This is a genomic window from Diaphorobacter limosus, from assembly GCF_033100095.1.
GTDB lineage: Bacteria > Pseudomonadota > Gammaproteobacteria > Burkholderiales > Burkholderiaceae_C > Alicycliphilus > Alicycliphilus limosus.
Map to the genome: position 1 here is coordinate 1,157,921 of NZ_CP136921.1, position 23,675 is coordinate 1,181,595.

Consider the following 23,675-nt stretch of genomic DNA (forward strand, 5'->3'; position numbering starts at 1 on the left):
AAGTAAAAAGGTTCAGCCGCCCAGGCGCGCGTACAGGGCGTCGGCCACGCGCTGCGCGGCCTGCAACATTTGCGCCGTGAGCGGCGCAATCAAACGCAGGCCGCCGGGGCGGCCGGTGCGCAGGCGGTGGGCTTCATCGAGCTTTTGCCACTGCACGAAGAAATGCTCGGTAAAGCGCAGCATCAGGGCCAGCTGCAGCGACAGACGCTCGGGCCGCAGGCCCAGGCGCGCCAGCGGGGCGAGCAGCGCATCCAGCACCAGGAGCAGATCGGTGGGGCGCGTCGTCACCGTGAGCGCCACGCCCAGGGTGGAGGCGCAGGCCAGGCGCAGCGCGCTCACGGCCGCCACGTCGGGCCGGCCGAGCCACAGGTGAAACCCCGCCACCAGAGCCGCCGCCACCAGCACCGAGCGGATCAGCCGCCGCACCTTGTGCGTGGCCGGCCCCAGGCTGCACCACAGCAGCGCGCAGGCCAGGCCCGCCGCCGCCAGCAGCCAGAGCTCGTTGAATAGAAACAGCAGCGTGCCCAGCAGCGCCATGCAGGCCAGCTTGGCGCCGGCCGGCCAGCGGTGCAGCCAGGTCAGGTGTTCGCTGTAGAGACTGCCCATGAAAGACTTTCAAGCGACGGCGCGCAGCTCCGGGCGCGCGGCGCTGCGGGCATGCGCGACCTCGGCCGCCACGGCCGCCTCGTAGGCGGCGCAGACCTCGCGCCCCGGACCGTCGCCGCGCACCCGGCCCTCATGCAGCCAGATCACGCGGGGGTAGTCACGCACCGGGCCCAGCACATGGGTGGACACCAGCACCTGCCGGCCGCAGGCGGCAATGTCATCGGCCAGCCGCGCCTGACCGGGCAGATCCAGGCTGGCGTAGGGCTCGTCCAGCAGCAGCGTGCGCGGCCCGGCCAGCAGCAGGGCCAGCCAGCACAGCCGCTGGCGCTGGCCCTGGCTCAGCGTGCCCACGGCGCGCTCGGCCCAGTCGGCCAGGCCACGCTCGGCGAGGAAGGCGCGGGCGCGCGCCAGCGCCTCGCGCCGGCTCAGGCCCTGGGGCTGCAGGCCCAGGGCCAGTTCCTCCTGCACGGTAGGAAAGATGATCTGGTCGTCGGGGTTCTGGAACATCATGCCCACGCGCTGGGCGCGCAGCTGCCCCGCCGGCAGCACGTGCAAGTCCTGCCCCTGCGACAGCACCTGGCCGCCCTGCGGGGCTTCCAGCGCGCACAGCAGGCGCAGCAGGCTGGTCTTGCCCGCGCCGTTGTGGCCTATCAGGCCTATGCGCTCCTCGGCCAGGTGCAGGCTCAGGCCGGCAAACACCTGGCTGCCACCCCGGCGCAGATGCACCTGGCGCAGCTCCAGCAAGGGGCTTGTGGCAGGGGTGGGCGCAGGCGGCATTCGGATTTTCCAAAGCGGGTGTTGCGCAAATTCTAACCACACCAAAAGTCGCCAATCACGCACACAAAACACATCATTTCTACACAACGTCTTTTATTCTGCAGACAACTTGTGCACTCAAAAACATCCAATTGCCGTCAAAATTAGACCCAGATAGGCGCCACTTGGCGACAGACCGCGCAAAAAGCAACAAATCAGCATCTTCTTGCCGTCATTTGCCGGCTTCTGGTGGTCAACATGGGCCGTAGCCGCCGCAAGCAAATGAATCCAAACGCGCACAATAGGCCATCGCCGCACGCCGGCTGCCCCCTTCTTCTTCAGTCCCTGCCCATGACCACAACCTCTGCCGCGCTGGAGCGCCGCAATCTTGGCCTGCTGGTGGCCGTCCAGTCGCTGGGAGGCGCGTCGCCACCCATCATCATTTCGCTGGGTGGCCTGGTGGGGCAGATGCTGTCGAGCACGCCATCGGCCGCCACGCTGCCGGTCAGCCTGTACCAGCTGGGCCTGGCCCTGTCCACGCTGCCCGCGGCCTGGCTGATGCTCCGCGCGGGGCGGCGCACGGCCTACCTGCTGGGGGCGGTGATGGGCATGCTGTCGGGCCTGGTGGCCGCCTGGGGCATCAGCCAGTCGGACTTCATGCTGTTCTGCCTGGGCACGACGCTGGCCGGTTTCTATGGTGCCTGCGTGCAAAGCTACCGCTTTGCCGCCATCGACGCCGTGGGCGACCCGGCACGGCATGCCGGCGCCATTTCGCGCGTCATGGTGGGCGGCCTGATCGCCGCCGTCATCGGCCCGCAGGTGGTGATATGGACGCGCGACACCCTACCCATGACGCCCTTTGCCGGCAGCTTCTACAGCCAGGCGGCGCTGGCGCTGCTGGCCCTGCCGCTATTGCTGCTGCTGCGCCTGCCGCCCGCTCCTCCAAAGGCCGTGGCCCATGGCGCGCGCGACCTGTCCGAGATCGTGCGCACGCCGCAGTTCATCGTCGCCGCCACGGCGGGCGTGGTCAGCTACGGGCTGATGGCCTTCCTGATGACGGCCGCGCCCATGGCCATGGTGGGCTGCGGCCACAGCGTGGGCGAGGCGGCGCTGGGCATCCAGTGGCATGTGCTGGCCATGTTCGGGCCCAGCTTCTTCACCGGTCGGCTCATGGATCGCTTTGGCAAACGCCGCATCACCGCCCTGGGCCTGATCCTGATCGCCGCCTCTGGCGCGCTGGCGCTGATGGGCCTGGCGCTGACGCACTTCTGGGGCGCCCTGGTGCTGCTGGGCCTGGGCTGGAACTTCGGCTTCATCGGCGCCACCGCCCTGCTGACCGAGGCCTACCGCCCGTCCGAGCGTGCCAAGGTGCAGGCGCTCAACGACTTCCTGGTGTTCGGCACCGTGGCCGTGGCATCGTTCGGCTCGGGCCAGCTGCTGCACAGCGTGGGCTGGGACGGCATCAACCTGGGCATGCTGCCCCTGGTGGTCGTGGTGTTGGCGCTGCTTGCGTGGCAGGGGCTGCGCCAGCGGCAACAGATGACCGCACGCGGTTGAGTTTCCGAGGATTCAAGTGATGCAATCAGCCAGCGACGAATGGTTTGACGAGGCGTACTACCAGCGCTACTACTTCAACAAGAAAACCAGCGTGGTGGACCCTGCCCACACCGAACGCCTGGGAGCCTTTGTCTGCAGCTATCTGCAGTACCTGCGCGTGCCCGTGGCGCGGGTGCTGGACATGGGCTGTGGCATAGGCCTGTGGCGTGACATGGTGGCGCGGCACCTGCCGGGCGCGCAGTACCAGGGGGTGGAATACAGCGCCTATCTGTGCCAGCGCTTTGGCTGGCAGCGCGGCTCGGTGGTGGACTACCCGTCGGCCACGCCCTATGACTTCGTCATCTGCCAGGGCGTGCTGCCCTACCTGGGCGTGCAGGACCTGCGCCGCGCGCTGGCCAACCTGGGCCGGCTGTGCCAGGGCGCGCTGTACCTGGAGGCCGTGACCCTGGAAGACTACGAGCGCGGCACCATAGACGAAGACCTGACCGACGCGCGCCAGCACCGCCACCGCGCCGCCCTGTACCGCCAGGGCCTGGCGCGGCATTTCACCGACATGGGCGGCGGCCTGTGGCTGAGCCACCGCGCCCAGGTGCCGCTGTTTGCGCTGGAGGCACGGGACGGCGCATGACCGCCTCGCCCCCGCGCCGCAGCCGCTGCCCGCGCTGCCTGCGCCCGGATGCAACCTGCCTGTGCCCCGCCGTGCGCAGCGTGGCCAGCCAGGTGCAGGTGCTGATCCTGATGCACCCGCAGGAAGAGCACCAGGCCAAGGGCACGGCGCGGCTCCTGCACCTGTGCCTGCCGGCGAGCCGCCTGGCCGTGGGCGAGACCTTTGCGGCGCAAGAACTGGCCAGGCTGTTGCAAGAACCCTGGTGCGATGCCGATGCCCGGGCGCCGCGCCATGCCATGCTGCTGTACCCGCCCACACCGCCCGATGCGCAGCACCCCATGCCCACACCACCGCCCATGCCGGCCGACTGGCTGAGCGCGCCCGAGCGGCTGCGCCTGGTGCTGCTGGACGGCACCTGGCGCAAGAGCCGCAAGATGCTCTGGGCCAATCCCCTACTGCAGGCCCTGCCGCGCCTGGCACTGCACCATGTGCCGGCCTCGCGCTATGCCATCCGCAAGGCGCACGCACCGCACCAGCTATCGACACTGGAGGCCACGCAGCAGGCGCTGCGGCATCTGGAGCCCGCCAACGCCGGTATTGCCGCGTTGGGCGCCGCCATGCACGACTTCATGGCCCGGCAGCAGGCCTACTGGCCCGCTGCGCACTGGACTATGCTCAACGCAACCGACTCTTGAACCCCGGAGACAGCCATGACCCAGCGCTACCCCCTGCCCGACCTGAACACCCTGCCCGAGGACATCCGCGCGCGCATCCTGGAGGTGCAGGACAAGGCCGGCTTCATCCCCAACGTGTTCCTGGCCTTTGCGCGCCGCCCGGCGGAGTGGCGCGCCTTCTTTGCCTACCACGACGCGCTGATGCTGCGCGAACAAGGCAGCCTGACCAAGGGCGAGCGCGAGATGATCGTCACCGCCACCAGCGCCGCCAACCAGTGCCTGTACTGCGTGGTGGCCCATGGCGCCATCCTGCGCATCTATGAGAAAAACCCGCTGGTGGCCGACCAGGTGGCGGTCAACCACCGCAAGGCCGACATCGGCCCGCGCCAGCAGGCCATGCTGGACTTTGCGATGAAGGTCTGCCTGCGCGCGCAGGAGATTGACGATGCCGACTTCGAGGCGCTCCACCCCCACGGCTTCGACGACGAAGACATCTGGGACATCGCCGCCATCACCGCCTTCTTTGGCCTGTCCAACCGCATGGCCAACTTTTCCGGCATGCAGCCCAACCCCGAGTTCTATCTGATGGGCCGCATGCCGCGCGAGAAGAAGGCCTGAGCCAATTACTACACTTTTTATAGCTGTTTGCGCTTATCCACTAAGCGCTACAGCCATTTTTTACTTCAAAGCCAGCGCCGCGCCACGGCAGCCGTCAAAGGCATCCATTGGCCGCCGGTACGTGGGCGATTGCACATCCAGCAGGCCCAGCATGCTGTGGTAGAGGTTGTCATGCGTCAGCGGCGCGTCGGTGCCGGCGCTCAGACAGCTGGACGACAGCCGGCCGCGCCGCAGCAGGCCGCCGTCCAGCCAGGCGACCATGGGCACATGCTTTTGCACATCGGGCGCCATGGCATAGGGCATGCCGTGCAGGAACAGGCCGTACTCGCCCAGCGACTCGCCATGGTCACTCAGGTACAGCAGGCCGGTGTCATACCTTGCAGACTGGCCCTGCAGCCAGGCTATCGTCTGGCCCAGAAAGGCGTCGGTGGCGGCGATGGAGTTGTCATAGGCGTTCACCAGCTCGCCGTGGGCGCAGTTGGCCAACACCTCTGTGCGGCATTCGGGCAGAAAGCGCTTGGCGCCATCGGCCGAGCGCTTGTAATACGCCGGCCCATGGCTGCCCATCTGGTGCAGCACCAGCAGCACGCCGCGCTGGCGCTGGCCCTCGGGCATGGCCGCCAGGCGCTCATCCAGGCCCTGCAGCATGGCCTCGTCGCGGCATTCGCCACCGTCGCACAGGCGGTTGCGCTCCTGCGCGCCCAGGCCGTCGGCGGCGTTGGCGTGCGGCACGCGCTCGCACACACCCTTGCAGCCGGACTGGTTGTCCAGCCACAGCACGGCCAGACCGGCGGCCTGGGCCACGTCCAGCAGGTTTTCATATTCATTGTCACGCGCCTCGAATGCGCTCTTGCCCAGCGGCGAGAACATGCAGGGCAGCGAGGCCAGCGTGCTCGTACCGCAGGATCGCACCTCGCGCCAGCTCATCACGCCGCGCCTGGCCAGCTCGGGCGTGGTGTCGCGGCCATAACCGTTGATGCCGAAATGGTCGGCGCGCGCGGTCTCGCCCACCACCAGCACGAACAGCAGCGGCTTGGTGGCAGATGCATAGGAAGCGCCCAGTGCCGCGCCCTGCGTCATCGGCACCAGGGTGCGGCCGCGCGCAAACACCGGCCGCGCCAGCGCCACGCTGGTCGAGTACAGGCTGGCCAGTGGGTTCATCAGGTAGCGCAGCTGCGGGTGGTTGCGCATCAGCGGCGCCAGATGGCGCGCATTGAGCGCCACCATGCCTGCGGCCACGGCCAGCGCCAGGGCCAGCAGGGCCAGGTTTCGCCCCAGCTGGCGCAGCGGCCGCATGGGCGGGATGCGCACGCGCACAAGCCACCAGGTCGGCAGCACCATCACGGCCAGCACGGCGCCCAGCAGGCGCGGGCTCAATAGATCGGCCGCCTCGCGGGCATCGGTCTGCAGCACGTTGGCGGCCATGCCGGGATCCATGACCACGCTGTAGGTCAGCATGTAGTACTGCGCCAGCGCCGCCACCAGCAGCACCAGCCACCACAGCAGCCGCATGCCGCGAGTCCAGGCGGTGAATGCCAGCAAGGCCACCATGCCGCAGACGATGAGCAGCGCCATCTCGGCCACCGAGCGCAGGTAGATGCTGGGCGCGCCACCGATTTGCACCAGCTGCAGCCACAGCGGCCAGTTGGCCGCCAGCACCAGGTAGACGGACAGGCGCAGCACCAGCTGCTGGGCCGACAAGGGGCTGGCAAACCAGCCATCCACGCGCTGCAGGCCGCGGCGCAGAAACGCCAGCCAGGCCGGGCCGGACGGCGCCGCCGCAAGGGCTTGGGGACTGGAAGCCAGGCTGCTGAAATGGGTCTGAGACATGGGCCGCCATGCTCGGCCCCGCCTCTGAAACCTGGCTGAAGACCGGGTTCAGGCTTGGTTCAGGTTTGCAACAACAGCCCTGCCATGCCGGTGCACCTGCAGCGCCGTCTCCAGCGCCAGGCCCCAGGCCCAGCAGATCCAGGCCGTCCACAGCGTATGGCTCATGTAATGCGCGCCGCGCATCTGTTGCGCCAGGCCCAGCAGCATGCCGGCCAGCAACGCCCCCAGCAGCCACCGGCCGGCAGCGCGCGGTGCACTGCGGCGCAATACAAACCAGCCTGCCAGATAGGCAAAGGCCGTGGACGCATGGCCCGCCGGAAAGCAATGGCCCGCGCCCCCGTCGCGCACACCCCAAAGCCAATGCGAGACATGGCGCGCCACGCCGCCAAACTCGGCCAGATCCCAGGGGCAGCTGGTGTGGTTCAGGCGCTTGAGCACGGTGATCGCCAAGGCCCCACCGGCAATGGACAGCCACAGCTGCCAGCGCTCGCCCGGCGCCAGGCGGCACAGAAACCCCCAGGGCTTGAACACCCCCACCAGCAACGCCAGCAACAGCGCCGCGCCGGCCATGCGCGGCAGCTCATGCGACAGCAACACAAAGAGCGGCTGCTGGCGCAAGGCAAAGCCCTGGGGCGAGCCAGACCAGCGCGCCAGGGGCAAATCAAAACCCGTGGCGTCCCACAGTACCAGCAGCACGAAGAACAACAGCGTCAGCGCCCACAAGCGGCGCAAGGTCCAGGAAGGCATGGCAAGACCCGGCAAAGCCTGCAACCGTAGACCACTGGCCTGAACGCAGCATGAACGGGCCAGGCCGCCGCGCGGGCCTACACTTTGCAGTCCTGTGACTGCGACGAGGACTGGCATGCGCGTGCTGTTGGTGGAAGACGATGAGGCCCTGTCCCAGGCCGTCTGCGGCTATTTGCGCGCCAAGGCCTTTGTGGTGGATGCCGTGCCCAGCCTGGCCCAGGCTGGTGCCGCGCTGCATGCGGCGCAGTACGCGGCTGTGCTGCTCGATCTACACCTGACCGACGGCGACGGCCTGAGCCTGCTGCCGCAGCTGCGCGGCCTCAAGGAGCGGCCCATCGTCATCGTGCTCACGGCGCGCGACCAGGTCAGCGACCGCATCCATGGCCTGGACGCCGGGGCCGACGACTACCTCGTGAAACCCTACGACCCCGGCGAGCTGCTGGCGCGCCTGCGCGCCGTGGAGCGCCGGCGCAGCACGGCCCAGCTGCCGGTGCTGCACCTGGGCGAGCTGCAGATCGACCTGTCGCGCGAGCAGGTGCGCCGCGCCGGCGTGCCCATGGCCCTCACACAAAAGGAATGGGCGCTGCTGCGCGTGCTGGCCACCCGGCCCGACCACCTGCACACGCGCGAGCGCCTGCAGGACGCCCTGTACGGCTTTGACGACGACACCGGCAGCAACACGCTGGAGGTCTTCATCAGCCGGCTGCGCCGCAAGCTCGGGCGCGAGCATATCGAGACCGTGCGCGGCCTGGGCTACCGGCTGGTGCGAGGCAACGCCGCATGAGCGCCGGCCCAAACGCCGAGCGCGCACAAAGCCTGGCCGGGCGCCTGGCGCGCACCCTCATCCTGTGGGTGGGCGGCGTGTGGCTGCTGTGCGTGCTGGGCGTGGCCTGGTACACCGACAGCGAGATCAACCACAACTTCGACAACGAAATCGTCGAGGTCGCGCACCGCATGTTCGACATCGCGCTGCAGCACCTGGACCAGGCCCCGGCGCGAGCCGCCGACGCCGGGCCGCTGATCCTGCCCAGCCCGGGCTCGTTTGCCGATGCCGATGTGCTCTACCAGCTGGTCGCGCCCGGCGGCCAGGTGCTGGCGCGCTCGGCCGAGGCCAGGCCCGAGCAATTCGACGTGCCCCTGGCCCAGGGCTTTGCCAACACCCCCGCCTGGCGCGTGTACACGCTGATCCACCCCACGCGCACCATCTACCTGCAGGTGGCCGACCCGTTGCAGGAGCGGCGCGAGGCCGCAAACCGCACGCTGACCGGCCTGATCCTCACCATGCTGGCCATGCTGCCGCCGCTGGCGCTGCTGCTGCGGCGCATAGCGCGGCGCGAACTCAGGATGCTGGATCAGCTGACGCACGAGATCAGCCTGCGGGGCGGCCAGCTGCTCACCCCGATTGCCCTGGCCGGCCTGCCGCGCGAGCTGCGCAGCGTGGAAGACCATGTGAACCGCCTGCTCGAACGCCTGGCCCATGCCCTGGACGTGGAGCGCGCCCTGGCGGCGAACGCCGCGCACGAGCTGCGCACGCCGCTGGCCGCCGCGCGCCTGCGCCTGCAGACGGCGCTGGAGCATGGCCTGAGCCAGGGCGACGTGCAGGCCGCCATCAACGCCCTGCACACGCTGGGCCTGCGCACCGAGAAGCTGCTGCAGCTGTCGCGCGCCGAGTCGAGTGCTCCCTTTGCGCGCCAGCCCGTGGATCTGGGCCAGCTGGCAACCACGGTGGCGCAGGAGTTCTGGCAGGACGATGTGGCCGTGGACAGGCTCGACCTGGTGCTGGACTACGCCGGGCCGGGGCCCATCGCCCTGGGCGACTTCGACGCACTGGCGATTGCGCTGCGCAACCTGGTGGAGAACGCGCTGCACTACGCCGGCAGCAGCGCCGTGGAGCTCATCGTCGGCCCCGGCAGCATGCTCACCGTGCGCGACCATGGCCCGGGCGTGGACGGCGCGCGCCTGCAGGCCCTGCAGCAGCGCCATGTGCGCGACAGCGCCGAGCGCGCGGGCTACGGCCTGGGCCTGTCCATCGTGGCCACCATTGCCGCAAAGCACGGTGCGGGACTGACATTGACATCACCGCTGCCAGGTGAAAGCGGCGGCTTCGAGGCGCGCCTGCGGTTAGGCGCCGCTACAGCACCAGCGCACGCATCCAGTCCGGCAGCGGCACCGCCTTTTGCGCCGGAAAGTCCACCCAGATGACCGTGGCCCCGCCGGCGGCGGCCAGCACGCCGGGCTGATCCAGGCGCTCGATGGTGGTCCAGGTCTCGAACGTGGTGCGCGCCGGGTCGCTCACATAGAGCTTGAGCAGCAGCCGGGCCGGGTATTCGAGCTGGCGGTAGAAGTTGCAGAATGCATTCACGATCACCGGCCCCTGGCCCTTGGGGCTGGGCTCGCAACCCACGGCCCGCATCCACTCGACGCGCACGCTCTCCATATAGCGAAAGTACACCGCGTTGTTCACATGGCCCATGGCGTCCATGTCGCCCCAGCGCACATCCAGCTCCATGCTGTGGGCCAGCTTCTTATGTTCGGCAATCTCGATTTTCATGGTGGTCTTGGTAAGTCGTTCAAACAGGGCAAGCTGGGCTTGCCACGGTTCCGTGTTGGCGTGAATACAATCATCGCCAACACGGCCGCAGCCGCATGGCTGCTTGGGCCGGCCCATTTTCCAACGATCCAAGCAATAGAGACACCCATGACGAACGAAGAAATCCTCAGCACCTACGGCCCACGCGAAGCCATGGAATACGACGTGGTCATCGTCGGCGGCGGCCCCGGCGGGCTGGCCACGGCGATTCGCCTGAAGCAGCTGGCGGCAGAAAAAGGCCAGGAGGTATCGGTGGTGGTGCTGGAAAAGGGGTCTGAACCCGGCGCGCACATCCTCTCGGGCGCCATCATGGATCCGAAGGCAATCACCGAGCTGATCCCCGACTGGAAGGCCAAGGGCGCGCCCTTGAACCAGCCCGTCACCGACGACGCCATGGTGTTCCTGGGCGAGTCCTCGTCGTTTCGCACGCCCAACTTCCTGCTGCCCGGCTGCTTTCAGAACCACGGCAACTACATCGTCAGCCTGGGCAACGTGGTGCGCTGGATGGCCGAGCAAGCGGAAGGCCTGGGCGTGGAGATCTTCCCCGGCTTTGCCGCGGCCGAGGTGCTGTACAACGACGACGGCTCGGTCAAGGGCGTGGCCACCGGCAACATGGGCATCAGCAAGGAGGGTGAGCCCACGGGGGACTTCCAGCTGGGCATGGAGCTGCATGCCAAATACACCATCTTTGCCGAGGGCGCACGCGGCCATCTGGGCAAGCAGATCATCGCCAAGTACCAGCTGGACGCCGAGAGCGACCCGCAAACGTACGGCATAGGCATCAAGGAGCTGTGGGAGATCGACCCCAAGCGCCACCAGCCCGGCTTCGTGCTGCACACCGCCGGCTGGCCCATGGACAACAACACCTACGGCGGCGCCTTCCTCTACCACCTGGAGGACAACAAGGTCACGCTGGGCTTCATCACCGGCCTGGACTACAGCAACCCCTACCTGAGTCCGTTCGAGGAGATGCAGCGCTGGAAGCTGCACCCCAACATCCGCTGGTACCTGGAGGGCGACGAGGCCAAGGGCATCAAGCCGGCCAAGCGCCTGGGCTATGGCGCGCGCGCCATCACGGCGGGCGGCCTGCTGAGCCTGCCCAAGTTCGTCTTCCCTGGCGGCGCCCTGGTGGGTTGCGACGCGGGCTTTTTGAACGTCAGCCGCATCAAGGGCAGCCACGCCGCCATCAAGACCGGCATGCTGGCCGCCGAGGCCGCGTTCGATGCCATTGGCGCCGGTCGCCAGCATGATGAGCTGACCGCCTACCCCAAGGCCTTCGAGGCCAGCTGGCTCTACACCGAGCTGAACAAGTCGCGCAACTTCAAGGCCTGGTTCAAGAAGGGCCTGGTGATGGCCTCGGCAATGAACGGTATCGAGCAGTTCGCGCTGCGCGGTCACATTCCCTGGACGCTGCGCCGCGATACGCCGGATCACGCCTACCTGAAGCCCGCCGCCGAGTGCAAGCCCATCGTCTACCCCAAGCCCGATGGCAAGCTGACCTTCGACCGCCTGTCCAGCGTCTTCATCAGCAACACCAATCACAGCGAGAACCAGCCCGCGCACCTGACGCTCAAGGACGCCAGCGTGCCGGTGAACGTGAACCTGGCCAAGTACGCCGGCCCCGAGAGCCGCTACTGCCCCGCCGGCGTGTACGAGTTCGTGCCCGACGAGGCCCAGGGCGGCAACGCCCAGCGGCTGCAGATCAACGCGCAGAACTGCGTGCACTGCAAGACCTGCGACATCAAGGACCCTACGCAAAACATCGTCTGGGTGACACCCGAAGGCGGCGGCGGCCCGAACTATTCGGGCATGTAAGCCCAGCCCTGGCAGCAATGATTTTGATAGCTTGCTGCGCTTGTATATCAAGCGCTGCAGGCCAATTCCATTAAAACCGTTAAAGTGTCGCCGGTACGGGGAACAACCGACGCGACCAGACCGCGCAAACGCTAGACTCGCGTGCCAGCCGCATGACCTTCCTGCATCGGCCTGGAATAACAAGCACAGGAAACACCGCACGTTCCACTGGAGATTGAACCGAAATGAAGAGCTTGTCTTGGGCCCCCCTGGGCGCATTCGCCCTGGCCATGGCCACCCTTGCCCCCGTTGCACATGCGCAGCAAAAGTCCGTGGCCGTGACGGCCATCGTGGAGCATCCCGCCCTTGACTCGGTGCGCGACGGCGTGCAGGCCGCCCTGAAGGCCGCAGGCTACGAGTCGGGCAAGAACCTCAAGTGGCAATACCAGAGCGCCCAGGGCAACACCGGCACGGCGGCGCAGATCGCGCGCAAGTTCGTCGGCGACAACCCCGACGCCATCGTCGCCATCGCCACACCGTCGGCCCAGGCCGTGGTGGCCGCCACCAAGACCGTGCCCGTGGTGTTCTCCGCCGTCACCGATCCGGTGGCCGCCAAGCTGGTGCCGAGCTGGGAGCCGAGCAAGACCAACGTGAGCGGCGTGTCCGACCTGCTGGCGCTGGACAAACAGATGGATCTGGTCAAGCAGGTGGTGCCCAATGCCAAGCGCGTGGGCATGGTCTACAACCCCGGCGAGGCGAACTCGGTGGTCGTGGTCAAGGAGCTGCAAAAGCTGCTGCCCACGCTGGGCATGACCCTGGTCGAGGCCGCGGCCCCGCGCTCGGTGGACGTGAGCAGCGCCGCACGCAGCCTGATCGGCAAGGTGGACGTGATCTACACCAACACCGACAACAACGTGGTCTCGGCCTACGAGTCGCTGGTCAAGGTCGGCCAGGACGCCAAGATCCCGCTCATCGCCTCGGACACCGACAGCGTCAAGCGCGGCGCCATTGCCGCCCTGGGCATCAACTACCGTGACCTGGGCGAGCAGACCGGGCGCATGGTGGTGCGCATCCTGAAGGGCGAAAAGCCCGGCGACATCAAGCCCGAGACCAGCAGCAAGCTGGAGCTGTTTGTGAACCCCGGCGCCGCCGAGAAGCAGGGCGCGAAGCTCTCCGAGCAACTGGTCAAGTCGGCCGCGCAGGTCGTTCAGTAACAATACGGCCCCTTGGCCTTGTGCGCAGGAGCCTCCGGGGCTCCTGCTTTGTTTTTGCCCCCAGCTTCCAAGCCCCGCCCCATGTCTCTTTTTTCCTTGCTCGGCGCCGTTGAAATCGGCCTGATCTTCAGCCTGGTGGCGCTGGGGGTCTATATCTCGTTCCGCCTGCTGCGCTTTCCCGACCTGACGGTGGACGGCAGCTTTCCGCTGGGCGGCGCGGTCTGTGCCATCCTGATTTCCACCGGCACCAACCCCTGGCTGGCAACGCTGGCCGCCACGGCGGCCGGCGCACTGGCGGGTTTGGTGACCGGCTGGCTCAACGTCAAGCTCAAGATCATGGATCTGCTGGCCAGCATCCTGATGATGATTGCGCTGTACTCGGTGAATCTGCGCATCATGGGCGGGCCGAACGTGCCACTGATCAACGACACCACCCTGTTCACCCTGCTGCAGCCCGAGAGCATCCCCGACTACGTGGCGCGCCCCATGGTGCTGTTCGTGGTGGTGGTGCTGGCCAAGCTGGCGCTGGACTGGTTTTTTGCCACCGAGCGCGGCCTGGCCATCCGCGCCACCGGCTCCAACGCGCGCATGGCACGCGCCCAGGGCGTGAACACCGGGGCCATGGTGCTGCTGGGCATGGCGATTTCCAACGCCCTGGTGGGCCTGGCCGGCGCGCTGTTTGCGCAGACCCAGGGCGGCTCGGATATCTCGATGGGCATTGGCACCATCGTCATCGGCCTGGCGGCCGTGATCGTGGGCGAGTCCATCCTGCCGTCGCGGCGCATCGTCTATGCCACGCTGGCCGTGATCGTGGGCGCCATCGTCTACCGCTTCTTCATCGCCGCGGCGCTCAACAGCGACTTCATCGGCCTGAAGGCGCAGGACCTGAACCTGGTCACCGCCGCCCTCGTTACCGTGGCCTTGGTGATTCCCCAGCTCAAGCGCAAGCTCAGCAGCCGCAAGTGATGCGCCCCCAGGAGAAACCACCCATGCTGAGCGCACAAGACCTTTTCATCACCTTCAACCCCGGCACGCCGATCGAGACGCGCGCGCTGCGCGGCATGTCGCTGGAGATTCCGGCGGGCCAGTTCGTCACCGTCATCGGCTCCAACGGCGCGGGCAAATCCACCTTTCTGAATGCCATCTCCGGCGACCTGGGCGTGGACACGGGCCGCATCGCTATCGACGGCCTGGACGTGACGCGCCGCCCCGTGTGGGAGCGCGCCGAGCGCGTGGCGCGCGTGTTCCAGGACCCGATGGCCGGCACCTGCGAAGACCTGACCATCGAGGAAAACATGGCCCTGGCGCAGCAGCGCGGCACCCGCCGCGGGCTGCGCGGCGCCGTGAAACAGGCCGAGCGCGCCATGTACCGCGAGCGCCTGGCCACGCTGGGACTGGGGCTGGAAAACCGCCTCACCGACCGCATCGGCCTGCTCTCGGGCGGCCAGCGCCAGGCCGTGAGCCTGCTGATGGCGGCGCTGCAGCCATCGCGCATCCTGCTGCTGGACGAGCACACCGCCGCGCTCGACCCGCGCACGGCCGACTTCGTGCTGCAGCTCACGGCGCGCATCGTGACCGAGAACAAGCTCACCACCATGATGGTCACGCACAGCATGCGCCAGGCGCTGGACGTGGGCCAGCGCACCGTGATGCTGCACCAGGGCCAGGTGGTGCTGGACGTGTCGGGCGAGGAGCGCGCACGCCTGGACGTGCCCGACCTGCTGCAGATGTTCGAAAAGGTACGCGGCGAAAAGCTGGCCGACGACGCCCTGCTGCTGAGCTGATCTCCCTCTTGGCGGGCCGACACCATCGGCCCTCTTCCCCTCTTCATTTCCCAGTCCACACAGGACACCAAGGCATAGGCGCGCCGCACAACGGCGGCGCCGCAGCCATCCCTTCGAGGACTCACCATGAGTGCCAGCGACTCCACCTCCGGCAACCATTTGCACCGCGCCCTAAAGGCGCGCCACCTGTCCATGATCGCCATCGGCGGCTCCATCGGCACGGGCCTGTTCGTCGCCTCCGGCGCCACCATCTCGCAGGCCGGCCCTGGCGGCGCCGTGCTGGCCTACATGGTCGTGGGTCTGATGGTCTACTTTTTGATGACCAGCCTGGGCGAGATGGCGGCCTATCTGCCCACCTCGGGCTCGTTCGCCACCTACGGCGCGCGCTACGTCGATGAGGGCTTTGGCTTCGCCCTGGGCTGGAACTATTGGTACAACTGGGCCGTCACCATTGCGGTCGATCTGGTGGCCGCGCAACTGGTCATGGCCTACTGGTTCCCGGGTGTGGATGGGGTGCTGTGGAGCGCGGTCTTCCTGGCCATCATGTTCGGCCTGAATGCCATTTCGGTGCGCGGCTTTGGCGAGGCCGAGTACTGGTTTGCCGCCATCAAGGTGGCCACGGTGATCGTCTTCATAGGCATCGGGGTGCTGATGATCCTGGGCATCATGCGCGGCGGCGCACCCGAAGGTCTGTGGGGCAACCTGGCGCTATGGACCCAGGGCGACGCCCCCTTTGCCGGCGGCTTTGCCGCCCTGATCGGCGTGGCCATGATCGTCGGCTTTTCCTTCCAGGGCACCGAGCTGATCGGCATCGCCGCCGGCGAGTCGGAAGACCCGGCGAGGAACATCCCGCGCGCCGTGCGCCAGGTGTTCTGGCGCATCCTGCTGTTCTACGTGTTCGCCATCCTGGTGATCAGCCTGCTCATTCCCTACACCGACCCACAGCTGCTGAAGAACGATGTCGGTGACATCGCGGTGAGCCCGTTCACCCTGGTGTTCCAGCGCGCCGGCCTGCTGTCGGCAGCGGCGGTGATGAACGCGGTGGTGCTGACCTCGGTGCTGTCGGCGGGCAATTCGGGCATGTATGCCTCCACCCGCATGCTCTACACCCTGGCCTGCCAGCGCATGGCGCCGCGCATTTTTGCCCGCGTCAGCGCCAACGGCGTGCCGGTGATCGCGCTGATCGCCACCACGGTGGTGGCGGCGCTGTGCTTTCTGACGAATATCTTCAGCCCGCAGGCGGTCTACATCTGGCTGCTCAACCTCTCGGGCATGACCGGTTTCATTGCCTGGCTGGGCATTGCCATCAGCCATTACCGCTTCCGCAAGGGCTATGTGGCACAGGGCCTTCAACTCTCCGCCCTGCCCTACCGCACCACATCGTTTCCATTCGGGCCCATCTTTGCCTTCGTGCTGTGCATGACCATCACGCTGGGGCAGAACTACCAGGCCTTCCTGCAAGAGCGCATCGACTGGACGGGTGTCGTGGCCACCTACATCGGTTTGCCGCTGTTCCTGGTGATCTGGTTCGGCTATCGGTTGGTGAAGGGCTCGCGCATCGTGCCCTACGCCAAAATGCAGGTGAAGCCCGAGGCGTATTGACCCAGCGCCAAAGACAGGCCGGCCTGCCGCTACACACCCAGCGGCAGGTCGGCCTTTTTCAGCGTGCGCAGCACAAAGCTCGAACGGCTGTGGCGTATGCCCTTGATCTTGTAGAGCTTCTCGCGCAAGAGGCGCTCGTAGTCGCGCGTGTCCTTGACCACCACGCGCAGCAGATAGTCATAGTCACCCGAAACCAGGTGCGCTTCCACCACCTCGGGAATGCTGGCCAGCACCTCGCCAAACTTCTCCAGCGTGTTGTCGCTATGGCTGTCCAGCGTCACCTGCACCAGCACGGTGTCGCCCAGATCCAGCGCCTGGGCGTTGAGGCGCACGGTATAGCCCTCGATCACGCCCGACTCCTCCATCTTCTTGATGCGCCCCCAGCAGGGCGACGGGCTCAGGCCGACGGCGGCACCGATGTCCTGCAGGCTGGCGCGCGCATTGCCCTGCAACACGGAGAGTATTTTTCTATCAAGCCTGTCCATACGCTGCATTGTTCACTATTTTGCGCATATGCAGAAAATTATTCTGCAAATTCGGAAATTTTGAAGAAATTAAGCAAATCTATCCAGACCGTCCCAAGCATACTCTGTACATCAAGGCGCTCTTACCGGGGCGCACAACATTGACAGGCCCCCACCCGGTTACCGCCGGGCGGGGTCTTGGCAAGCTGCCAGGCCGGCGCAAAAAAATTCATCCCGACCGTGCAAAACGCTCAATGGCTCTTTGGCAGCCTGGCGCAAGCGATGCGCGTAAACCCTCTTTGTTACTACCTCTTACCGGAAAAGATACGGGCTCTGGACAGACCAGACAACCCAACCGAAGGAGAGAGCTAGATGACAAAGCAGACCGTAGAGACAGGCCGCCGCAAGCTTCTCAAGGGCGCAGCCGTTGGCGCAGGCGCCCTCTCCGTGCCCATGATCAGCACGGCGCAGACGACCACCATGCGCTTTCAAAGCACCTGGCCGGCCAAGGACATCTTTCACGAATTTGCCGTGGACATCGCCAAGAAGGTGAACGACATGGCCGGCAATCGGCTGAAGATCGAAGTGCTGCCCGCAGGCGCCGTGGTGCCCGCCTTCCAGCTGCTGGATGCAGTCGCCAAAGGCACGCTGGACGGTGGCCACGGCGTGGTGGCCTATTGGTATGGCAAAAACCAGGCGGTGGCGCTGTGGGGCTCTGGCCCGGCATTTGGCATGGATGCCAACATGGTACTGGCCTGGCACAACTACGGCGGGGGCAAGGAGCTGCTTGAAGAAATCTACAAGAGCCTGAACCTCGATGTGGTCTCCAAGCTCTACGGCCCCATGCCCACGCAGCCCCTGGGCTGGTTCAAGAAACCCGTGTCCAAGGTGGCAGACCTCAAGGGGTTGAAGTTCCGCACCGTCGGCCTGGCTGTGGACGTGTTCAATGAGCTCGGCGTGGCTGTCAATCCGCTGCCCGGTGGCGAGATCGTGCCGGCGCTCGATCGCGGCCTGCTCGACGCGGCCGAGTTCAACAACGCCTCCAGCGACCGCGTGCTGGGCTTTCCCGACGTGGCCAAGAACTGCATGCTGCAGAGCTTTCACCAGTCGAGTGAGCAGTTCGAGGTGCTGTTCAACAAGACCAAGTACGACGCGCTGCCGGCAGAACTCAAGTCCATCATCGACTACGCCACGCAGGCCGCCAGCGCCGACATGAGCTGGAAGGCTGCCGACCGCTACGCCAAGGACTATGCCGAAATGCAAGCCAAGCAGGGCGTGAAGTTCTACAAGACGCCCGACGCCATCCTGCGCGCCCAGTTGGCCGCCTGGGACAAGGTCACGGCCAAGAAGGCGGCAGAGAACCCGATGTTCAAGAAGGTGCTGGATTCGATGCGTGCATTTGCCCAGCGCAGCGGACGCTGGCAGAACGACACCACCATCGACTACCGGATGGCCTGGAATCACTACTTCGCACCCAAGAAGAAGGGGTAAGTCCGACCGCGACAAGAAGGCCTTGAATCAGGCCTTCTTTTTTGCCTGCCACGGAGGGGCAAGCCCCCCCGCAAGGCACGCACTCCCCTTTCGCCTGCGAGCCCCTGCGGCTCTGTCACCATGCAAAAACTGTTGCTTCGGATCGACGCCGTGTCGACCTTCATTGGCAAGGCAGCCGCCTGGCTTTGCGTACCACTGACCTTGCTGATCTGCTGGGAGGTCTTTTCACGCTACGCACTCAACAAGCCCCACGCCTGGGTGCTGGACGTGCAAATCATGCTCTACGGCACCATGTTCATGCTTGCCGGCGCCTACACCCTGGCCAAGAACGGCCATGTGCGCGGCGACGTGCTGTATGGCTTTTTCAGCCCCCGCGTGCAGGCCGGGCTGGACTTGGCCTTGTACGGCCTATTCTTCCTGCCGGGTGTGCTGGCCATGACCTGGGCCGGCTGGAACTACGCGCAGGAGTCGCTGGCGATTCGCGAGCAGACCTTCTCGGCCGAGCCCTTGCCGCTGTATCCGTTCAAGTTCGTGATTCCGCTGGCCGGCGCCGCGCTGCTGCTGCAGGGGCTGGCCGAAATTGCGCGCTGTGTGATCTGCCTGCGCCAGGGCGCATGGCCAAGGCGCGAAGACGACGTGGAGGAAGTGGACGTCGAAAAACTCAAGCAGATGGTGCATATCGAGGGCACCATGTACGAAGCCAGCCAGCCCACGTCCACACCCGGCCAGCAGGGGGGGCAAGCCATGAAGCTGCGCAAGGAACTGTGGTTCGGCCTGTCCATCATGGCCCTGGTGGTGGGCGGCGCGGCCTGGGGGCTGCTGAGCACACCCACCATCACCAACGGCCACCTGGGCCTGCTGATGCTGTCGCTGGTGGTGGTGGCCATCATGCTGGGCTTTCCCACCGCCTTCACCCTCATGGGTATGGGCATGATCTTCACCTGGCTGGCGTACGACCGGGACATCACCCGCTCGCTCGACCTGATGGTGCAGGCCGCCTACAAGAGCATGGTCAACGACGTGCTGATTGCCATCCCGCTGTTCGTGTTCATGGGCTACCTGGTTGAGCGCGCCAACCTGATCGAAAAGCTGTTCAAGAGCCTGCACCTGGCGATGGCGCGCATCCCGGGCTCGCTGGCCGTGGCCACGCTGGTCACCTGCGCCATCTTTGCCACCGCCACCGGCATCGTCGGTGCCGTGGTCACGCTGATGGGCCTGCTGGCGCTGCCGGCCATGCTACGCGCCGGCTACAGCATCCCGCTGTCGGCCGGCGCCATCACGGCCGGCGGCTGCCTGGGCATCCTGATTCCGCCTTCGGTCCTGCTCATCCTGTATGGCGCGACCGCCGGGGTGTCGGTGGTGCAGCTGTACGCCGGCGCCTTCTTCCCTGGCATCGTGCTGGCGGGCCTGTATGTGGTCTACGTGGTCATAGTGGCCAAGATCAAGCCGACCTGGGCGCCACCACTGTCCGATGGCGAACGCCAGGTCGATCTGCCGGCGCTGACCGCCGCACTGCCCGCGCAGACCGGCCAGCATGCCGTGGTGCGACTGCTGGACGCGCTCAAGGGCCGGCGCAACGCCCAGGTGCCACTGGCCCATGTGCTGCGCCAGCTGGCCCTGGTGGTCTTGCCCGGGCTGCTGTTTCTGGTGCTGGTGGTGAGCAGCTGGAACGCCGTCACCACGGTCAAGGTGGAGGAGACGTTCGACATCCAGCCCATAGGCCTGGGCGAAAGCGGCTCCTCTGCCTCCGGCCTGCAAGAGCCGCCCGGCGACGGAGGTTTGCAAGAGCTCCCGGCAGAGGGCAGCCTCCAGGAGCCCCCCGCAGAGCAAGCCGAAGAGAACCAGCCGGATACCGCGCTGGCCGAGCCCCCGGGCGCCGAGCCCGAAGTTCAGGCACAGGGCCAGGATGGCGCGGCCGTGGCCGAACCGCCGGCCGCTGCAGCGGCCGAGGCCCCAGCCCAGGCCGAGACGCAGCCGGCCCCCACCTGGTGGTGGGTGTTGTTCTCGCTGCTGGGGGCGGTCACGACCCTGTTCTACCTGTTCCTGAGCTTTGCCCGGCTTGAAATCTTCAAGATGCTGCTGAGCTCCTTCTTCCCGCTGATGATGCTCATCCTGGCGGTGCTGGGCTCCATCGTCTCCGGCCTGGCCACGCCCACCGAGGCGGCGGCCATGGGGGCGCTCGGCGGCTTTCTGCTGGCGGCGGCCTACCGGCAGCTGACCATGGACGTGCTGCGCGAGTCGGTCTACCTGACGGCCAAGACCTCGGCCATGGTGTGCTGGCTGTTCGTGGGCTCGGCCATCTTTTCAGCCGCCTTTGCGCTGCTGGGCGGACAGGAAGTGATCGAGAAATGGGTGCTGTCCATGAACCTCACCAAGGTCGAGTTCATGGTGCTGTCCCAGATCGTCATCTTCCTGCTCGGCTGGCCGCTGGAGTGGACGGAGATCATCGTGATCTTCATGCCCATCTTCATTCCACTGCTGAGCCACTTCGGGGTCGATCCGCTGTTCTTCGGCCTGCTGGTGGCGCTGAACCTGCAGACCGCCTTCCTGTCACCACCCGTGGCCATGTCGGCGTTCTATCTGAAGGGCGTGGCGCCGCCGTATGTGACGCTGAACCAGATCTTCCTGGGCATGCTGCCCTTCATGGGCATACAGATCCTGGCCATCGTGCTGCTGTATGCCTGGCCGTCCATAGGCCTGTGGCTGCCGCAGCTGCTCTACAAGTAAGGCCAGGGGCCGTCGCCTGTGATCAGACCATCTGATACCAGGCGCAGCCCTCCTGCCCGATGCTCACCCTGGCCTCGCCACGCGCCACCAGGTAGTTGAGATGGGCCACGCTCTCGCCCGTGGCCAGGCTCATCTGCATGTTGTCCGCGGTGACCGGGCGGGAAAACAGCGCGCCATAGACATCGACCACGCGCTGCGGTTGCCGCAAGGCCTCTCGCAGCCTGTCGAGCGCCCGATGCTGGCTGTCGCGCAGCGCGGCAATGCGCCGATGCAGGCCCCGGAAGGGCTGGTTGTGCGATGGCAGCACCAACACATCGTCGGCCACGCTGCGCTCGAGCTTTTCCAGCGACTCCAGCCAGTCGGCCAACGGGTTGGCATCGGGCTCGGCCGGAAACACCGAGACGTTGGACGAAATGCCGGGCAGCACCTGGTCGCCCGAGATCAACAGCTTCAGCTCGGGGCAGTACAGGCAGGCATGCTCGGGCGAATGGCCCGTGCCCACCACCACGCGCCAGCGCTGCTCGCCTATACAGATCTCCTCGCCATCGCGCAGGCGCCGGTAGCTGTCGGGCAGCGCATAGATCAGCTTGCCAAAGCCGCCAAAGCGGGTGCGGTAGGTTTCGATCGCCTCCTCGCCCCAGCCGGCACGCTGGTAGAACTGGATGGCATCATCCGGCGCCTCGCGCCCGGTATCGACACTCAATGCGCGGCAGCTCAGGTACTCCAGGCGGCTGATCCACAGACGGCAGCCGAACTTGCGCGTCAGCCAGCCGGCCATGCCGATATGGTCGGGGTGCATGTGGGTGACGAAAACACGCGTCACCGGCCCATCGAGCACCCCCGCAAACAGCTGGCGCCAGGCACCCGCCGTGTCGGTGGACCAGATGCCGGTATCGACCAGCGCCCAGCCATCGCCATCACGCAAAGCCCACAGGTTGATGTGGTCCAGCGCAAACGGCATGGGCATGCGCAGCCACCATACGCCCGGGGCCAGTTCTTTGGCGTCGCCTACCACGGGCGCAACGCCGCATGGGTAGACCAGGCCGTTCTTGTCCGTCACCACTTCTTCAGCCATTGATGCCACTACCGACCTTCATTTTTGTTACCAACTGGCAGCTTATCGGAAAACACCAGGACGCATTGCCCAGCCTGTCGCGCAAGGTAGAATTGCCGGCTGTCAGGAGAGAGCCCCCTGTGGGGCCGCCGAAGGCGCAGGCAACAGCCAAAACGCTCAGGCAAAAGGACTGACGACACGCCCGCGATTGCTGCGGGCGTTTCCTTGCTGGAGAGAGGCGCCCCAACCGGTTTCGGGCGTCCACCGAAGGAGCAAACCCTGCCATCCGGGGTGAATCTCTCAGGTAAAGAGGACAGCAGGGCAAACACCATGGTGCGTTGCGCCATGGCCCGCATTTGCCCTGGAGACATGCCTTGTCCGACACCGAACTGCTGACCACCCCCCTGAACGCCCTGCACATCGAGCTGGGCGCCCGCATGGTGCCCTTTGCCGGCTACTCCATGCCCGTGCAGTACAAGAGCGGGCTGATGGCCGAACACCAGCACACGCGCCAGGCCGCCGGCCTGTTCGACGTCTCGCACATGGGCCAGCTCAAGCTTATCGGAGCCGACGCGGCGGCGGCGCTGGAGTCTCTGATGCCGGTGGACGTGCAGGGCCTGGCCGAAGGCAAGCAGCGCTACGGCCTGCTGCTCAACGACGAGGGCGGCGTGATCGACGACCTGATGTTCTTCAACCAGGGAAACGACACCTGGTTCCTGATCGTCAACGGTGCCTGCAAGCTCACCGACATCGCGCATATCGAGACGCATATCGGCAACCGCTGCCAGATCGTCACCCTGCCCACCCAGGGCCTGCTGGCGCTGCAGGGGCCGCAGGCGGTCACGGCCCTCTCGCGCCTGGTGCCGGGCGTGGAAAAGCTGGTCTTCATGAGCGGCGCCAGCTTCGCCTGGAATGGCGCCGAGCTGTTCATCACGCGCAGCGGCTACACCGGCGAGGACGGCTTTGAAATCTCCGTGCCCGGCGACCACACCGAGGCCCTGGCACGCGCCCTGCTGGCCCAGCCCGAGGTGAAGCCGATTGGCCTGGGCGCGCGCAATTCGCTGCGCCTGGAGGCCGGCCTGTGCCTGTACGGCAACGACATCGACAGCACCACCACTCCGCCCGAGGCGGCGCTGAACTGGGCCATCCAGAAGGTGCGCCGCACCGGCGGCGAGCGCGCTGGCGGCTTTCCGGGCGCGGCCAAGGTGCTGGCGCAGATCGACAACCCGGCCAGCCTGACGAAGAAGCGCGTCGGCCTGATCGCCAAAGAGCGCGTGCCGGTGCGCGAGCCGGCGGTGCTGGAGAACCTGGACGGCCAGCATGTCGGCCATGTCACCAGCGGCCTGCTCTCGCCCACGCTGAACCAGCCCATCGCCCTGGCCTACGTGCAGCCCGAGTACGCCCAGCCCGGCACCGAGGTGTTTGCCATGGTGCGCGGCAAGCCCGTGGCCATGGTGGTCTCGCCCACGCCCTTCCTGCCCCCGCGCTACCACCGCGGCTGATTTTTTCGGTTTCGCTACACCGGCAGCGCGGCTACAGTGCGCGCTGCCCCTTCTCACA

General features: G+C 66.6%; 21 protein-coding genes, 1 pseudogene and 2 riboswitches. Of the genes and pseudogenes, 15 read left to right on the top strand and 7 right to left on the bottom strand.

Annotation, left to right across the window (positions count from 1 at the left end; all coding sequences use genetic code 11):
* Positions 1-12 precede the first annotated feature (12 nt).
* Both P4826_RS05630 and P4826_RS05635 read right to left on the bottom strand, forming a co-directional pair.
* The gene (locus tag P4826_RS05630; protein ID WP_317702922.1) at positions 13-606 is read right to left on the bottom strand and encodes a CbiQ family ECF transporter T component; all 594 of its coding nucleotides are present in this window, start codon (positions 604-606) and stop codon (positions 13-15) included.
* Positions 607-615: 9 nt separating this feature from the next.
* Positions 616-1,383, bottom strand: coding sequence for an energy-coupling factor ABC transporter ATP-binding protein (locus tag P4826_RS05635; RefSeq protein WP_317702923.1), 768 nt, complete (start codon positions 1,381-1,383; stop codon positions 616-618).
* Positions 1,384-1,713: 330 nt separating this feature from the next.
* On the opposite strand from P4826_RS05635, the gene P4826_RS05640 reads away from it, so the two are divergent.
* The 4 genes from P4826_RS05640 to P4826_RS05655 are packed head-to-tail and all read left to right on the top strand — an operon-like array spanning position 1,714 to position 4,818.
* Complete coding sequence (locus P4826_RS05640) at positions 1,714-2,919, top strand: MFS transporter (RefSeq protein WP_317702924.1); 1,206 nt, start codon at positions 1,714-1,716, stop codon at positions 2,917-2,919.
* Between the two features lie 19 nt (positions 2,920-2,938).
* A complete protein-coding gene (locus tag P4826_RS05645; protein ID WP_317702925.1) occupies positions 2,939-3,547 on the top strand; it encodes a class I SAM-dependent methyltransferase in 609 nt (202 codons plus the stop codon).
* Complete coding sequence (locus P4826_RS05650; RefSeq protein WP_317702926.1) at positions 3,544-4,221, top strand: tRNA-uridine aminocarboxypropyltransferase; 678 nt, start codon at positions 3,544-3,546, stop codon at positions 4,219-4,221. The genes P4826_RS05645 and P4826_RS05650 overlap by 4 nt, the downstream gene beginning before the upstream one ends.
* A gap of 15 nt (positions 4,222-4,236) precedes the next feature.
* Positions 4,237-4,818: a peroxidase-related enzyme gene (locus P4826_RS05655; RefSeq protein ID WP_317702927.1), complete on the top strand. Its 582-nt coding sequence runs from the start codon at positions 4,237-4,239 to the stop codon at positions 4,816-4,818.
* Positions 4,819-4,878: 60 nt separating this feature from the next.
* Here P4826_RS05655 and P4826_RS05660 read toward each other — a convergent pair whose 3' ends face one another.
* Together P4826_RS05660 and P4826_RS05665 are read right to left on the bottom strand one after the other, a co-directional pair.
* A complete protein-coding gene (locus P4826_RS05660) occupies positions 4,879-6,648 on the bottom strand; it encodes a phosphoethanolamine transferase (RefSeq protein WP_317702928.1) in 1,770 nt (589 codons plus the stop codon).
* Positions 6,649-6,696: 48 nt separating this feature from the next.
* The gene (locus tag P4826_RS05665) at positions 6,697-7,395 is read right to left on the bottom strand and encodes a phosphatase PAP2 family protein (RefSeq protein ID WP_317702929.1); all 699 of its coding nucleotides are present in this window, start codon (positions 7,393-7,395) and stop codon (positions 6,697-6,699) included.
* Positions 7,396-7,510: 115 nt separating this feature from the next.
* Between P4826_RS05665 and P4826_RS05670 the strand changes: the two genes are divergently transcribed.
* Complete coding sequence (locus P4826_RS05670; RefSeq protein WP_317702930.1) at positions 7,511-8,179, top strand: response regulator; 669 nt, start codon at positions 7,511-7,513, stop codon at positions 8,177-8,179.
* Positions 8,176-9,597 (top strand): ATP-binding protein, encoded by a 1,422-nt coding sequence (locus tag P4826_RS05675; protein WP_317702931.1) that lies wholly within the window; start codon positions 8,176-8,178, stop codon positions 9,595-9,597. The genes P4826_RS05670 and P4826_RS05675 overlap by 4 nt, the downstream gene beginning before the upstream one ends.
* Here P4826_RS05675 and P4826_RS05680 read toward each other — a convergent pair.
* Positions 9,527-9,946 carry an acyl-CoA thioesterase gene (locus tag P4826_RS05680; protein WP_317702932.1) on the bottom strand — a complete coding sequence of 140 codons (420 nt, stop codon included), beginning with the start codon at positions 9,944-9,946 and terminating at the stop codon, positions 9,527-9,529. The two genes, P4826_RS05675 and P4826_RS05680, sit on opposite strands and share 71 nt — an antisense overlap.
* Before the next feature lie 147 nt (positions 9,947-10,093).
* On the opposite strand from P4826_RS05680, the gene P4826_RS05685 reads away from it, so the two are divergent.
* The 5 genes from P4826_RS05685 to P4826_RS05705 all read left to right on the top strand — a co-directional run bounded on the left by P4826_RS05685 (position 10,094) and on the right by P4826_RS05705 (position 16,379).
* Complete coding sequence (locus tag P4826_RS05685) at positions 10,094-11,800, top strand: electron transfer flavoprotein-ubiquinone oxidoreductase (RefSeq protein WP_317702933.1); 1,707 nt, start codon at positions 10,094-10,096, stop codon at positions 11,798-11,800.
* Between the two features lie 224 nt (positions 11,801-12,024).
* Positions 12,025-12,993 (top strand): ABC transporter substrate-binding protein, encoded by a 969-nt coding sequence (locus P4826_RS05690; protein ID WP_317702934.1) that lies wholly within the window; start codon positions 12,025-12,027, stop codon positions 12,991-12,993.
* A gap of 81 nt (positions 12,994-13,074) precedes the next feature.
* Complete coding sequence (locus tag P4826_RS05695) at positions 13,075-13,959, top strand: ABC transporter permease (protein WP_317702935.1); 885 nt, start codon at positions 13,075-13,077, stop codon at positions 13,957-13,959.
* 23 nt (positions 13,960-13,982) lie between these two features.
* Positions 13,983-14,777 (top strand): ABC transporter ATP-binding protein, encoded by a 795-nt coding sequence (locus tag P4826_RS05700; RefSeq protein ID WP_317702936.1) that lies wholly within the window; start codon positions 13,983-13,985, stop codon positions 14,775-14,777.
* Between the two features lie 126 nt (positions 14,778-14,903).
* Positions 14,904-16,379 carry an amino acid permease gene (locus P4826_RS05705; protein ID WP_317702937.1) on the top strand — a complete coding sequence of 492 codons (1,476 nt, stop codon included), beginning with the start codon at positions 14,904-14,906 and terminating at the stop codon, positions 16,377-16,379.
* Positions 16,380-16,408: 29 nt separating this feature from the next.
* Here the strand turns inward: P4826_RS05705 and P4826_RS05710 are convergent, their stop codons facing one another.
* Entirely contained in the window at positions 16,409-16,864 is a 456-nt protein-coding gene (locus P4826_RS05710) for an Lrp/AsnC family transcriptional regulator (protein WP_317702938.1), read from the bottom strand.
* 351 nt (positions 16,865-17,215) lie between these two features.
* Here P4826_RS05710 and P4826_RS05715 point away from each other — a divergent pair, with 351 nt between their 5' ends.
* The 3 genes and pseudogenes from P4826_RS05715 to P4826_RS05725 all read left to right on the top strand — a co-directional run bounded on the left by P4826_RS05715 (position 17,216) and on the right by P4826_RS05725 (position 21,061).
* Positions 17,216-18,334 carry a TRAP transporter substrate-binding protein gene (locus tag P4826_RS05715; RefSeq protein WP_317702939.1) on the top strand — a complete coding sequence of 373 codons (1,119 nt, stop codon included), beginning with the start codon at positions 17,216-17,218 and terminating at the stop codon, positions 18,332-18,334.
* A 120-nt stretch (positions 18,335-18,454) separates the two neighbouring features.
* Positions 18,455-19,018 (top strand): annotated as a pseudogene (locus P4826_RS05720) (TRAP transporter small permease subunit); the annotation flags it as partial.
* A gap of 60 nt (positions 19,019-19,078) precedes the next feature.
* Complete coding sequence (locus P4826_RS05725; protein WP_317703717.1) at positions 19,079-21,061, top strand: TRAP transporter large permease; 1,983 nt, start codon at positions 19,079-19,081, stop codon at positions 21,059-21,061.
* A gap of 22 nt (positions 21,062-21,083) precedes the next feature.
* Here the strand turns inward: P4826_RS05725 and P4826_RS05730 are convergent, their stop codons facing one another.
* Positions 21,084-22,136 carry an MBL fold metallo-hydrolase gene (locus P4826_RS05730; RefSeq protein WP_317702940.1) on the bottom strand — a complete coding sequence of 351 codons (1,053 nt, stop codon included), beginning with the start codon at positions 22,134-22,136 and terminating at the stop codon, positions 21,084-21,086.
* Between the two features lie 93 nt (positions 22,137-22,229).
* Positions 22,230-22,318: riboswitch (glycine riboswitch) on the top strand.
* Between the two features lie 15 nt (positions 22,319-22,333).
* Positions 22,334-22,442: riboswitch (glycine riboswitch) on the top strand.
* Positions 22,443-22,552: 110 nt separating this feature from the next.
* Here P4826_RS05730 and gcvT point away from each other — a divergent pair.
* The gene (gcvT, locus tag P4826_RS05735; protein WP_317703718.1) at positions 22,553-23,617 is read left to right on the top strand and encodes a glycine cleavage system aminomethyltransferase GcvT; all 1,065 of its coding nucleotides are present in this window, start codon (positions 22,553-22,555) and stop codon (positions 23,615-23,617) included.
* Positions 23,618-23,675 lie beyond the last annotated feature (58 nt).

Bases quoted from the DNA above. Each gene is read 5' to 3' on its own strand.
- P4826_RS05655 (WP_317702927.1), top strand. From the start codon at position 4,237: ATGACCCAGCGCTACCCCCTGCCCGACCTGAACACCCTGCCCGAGGAC.
- P4826_RS05635 (WP_317702923.1), bottom strand. From the start codon at position 1,383: ATGCCGCCTGCGCCCACCCCTGCCACAAGCCCCTTGCTGGAGCTGCGC.
- P4826_RS05660 (WP_317702928.1), bottom strand. From the start codon at position 6,648: ATGTCTCAGACCCATTTCAGCAGCCTGGCTTCCAGTCCCCAAGCCCTT.
- P4826_RS05685 (WP_317702933.1), top strand. From the start codon at position 10,094: ATGACGAACGAAGAAATCCTCAGCACCTACGGCCCACGCGAAGCCATG.
- P4826_RS05680 (WP_317702932.1), bottom strand. From the start codon at position 9,946: ATGAAAATCGAGATTGCCGAACATAAGAAGCTGGCCCACAGCATGGAG.
- P4826_RS05700 (WP_317702936.1), top strand. From the start codon at position 13,983: ATGCTGAGCGCACAAGACCTTTTCATCACCTTCAACCCCGGCACGCCG.
- P4826_RS05675 (WP_317702931.1), top strand. From the start codon at position 8,176: ATGAGCGCCGGCCCAAACGCCGAGCGCGCACAAAGCCTGGCCGGGCGC.
- P4826_RS05715 (WP_317702939.1), top strand. From the start codon at position 17,216: ATGACAAAGCAGACCGTAGAGACAGGCCGCCGCAAGCTTCTCAAGGGC.
- P4826_RS05710 (WP_317702938.1), bottom strand. From the start codon at position 16,864: ATGGACAGGCTTGATAGAAAAATACTCTCCGTGTTGCAGGGCAATGCG.
- P4826_RS05695 (WP_317702935.1), top strand. From the start codon at position 13,075: ATGTCTCTTTTTTCCTTGCTCGGCGCCGTTGAAATCGGCCTGATCTTC.
- P4826_RS05670 (WP_317702930.1), top strand. From the start codon at position 7,511: ATGCGCGTGCTGTTGGTGGAAGACGATGAGGCCCTGTCCCAGGCCGTC.
- P4826_RS05705 (WP_317702937.1), top strand. From the start codon at position 14,904: ATGAGTGCCAGCGACTCCACCTCCGGCAACCATTTGCACCGCGCCCTA.
- P4826_RS05725 (WP_317703717.1), top strand. From the start codon at position 19,079: ATGAAGCTGCGCAAGGAACTGTGGTTCGGCCTGTCCATCATGGCCCTG.
- P4826_RS05640 (WP_317702924.1), top strand. From the start codon at position 1,714: ATGACCACAACCTCTGCCGCGCTGGAGCGCCGCAATCTTGGCCTGCTG.
- P4826_RS05630 (WP_317702922.1), bottom strand. From the start codon at position 606: ATGGGCAGTCTCTACAGCGAACACCTGACCTGGCTGCACCGCTGGCCG.
- gcvT (WP_317703718.1), top strand. From the start codon at position 22,553: ATGGTGCCCTTTGCCGGCTACTCCATGCCCGTGCAGTACAAGAGCGGG.
- P4826_RS05690 (WP_317702934.1), top strand. From the start codon at position 12,025: ATGAAGAGCTTGTCTTGGGCCCCCCTGGGCGCATTCGCCCTGGCCATG.
- P4826_RS05665 (WP_317702929.1), bottom strand. From the start codon at position 7,395: ATGCCTTCCTGGACCTTGCGCCGCTTGTGGGCGCTGACGCTGTTGTTC.
- P4826_RS05730 (WP_317702940.1), bottom strand. From the start codon at position 22,136: ATGGCTGAAGAAGTGGTGACGGACAAGAACGGCCTGGTCTACCCATGC.
- P4826_RS05650 (WP_317702926.1), top strand. From the start codon at position 3,544: ATGACCGCCTCGCCCCCGCGCCGCAGCCGCTGCCCGCGCTGCCTGCGC.
- P4826_RS05645 (WP_317702925.1), top strand. From the start codon at position 2,939: ATGCAATCAGCCAGCGACGAATGGTTTGACGAGGCGTACTACCAGCGC.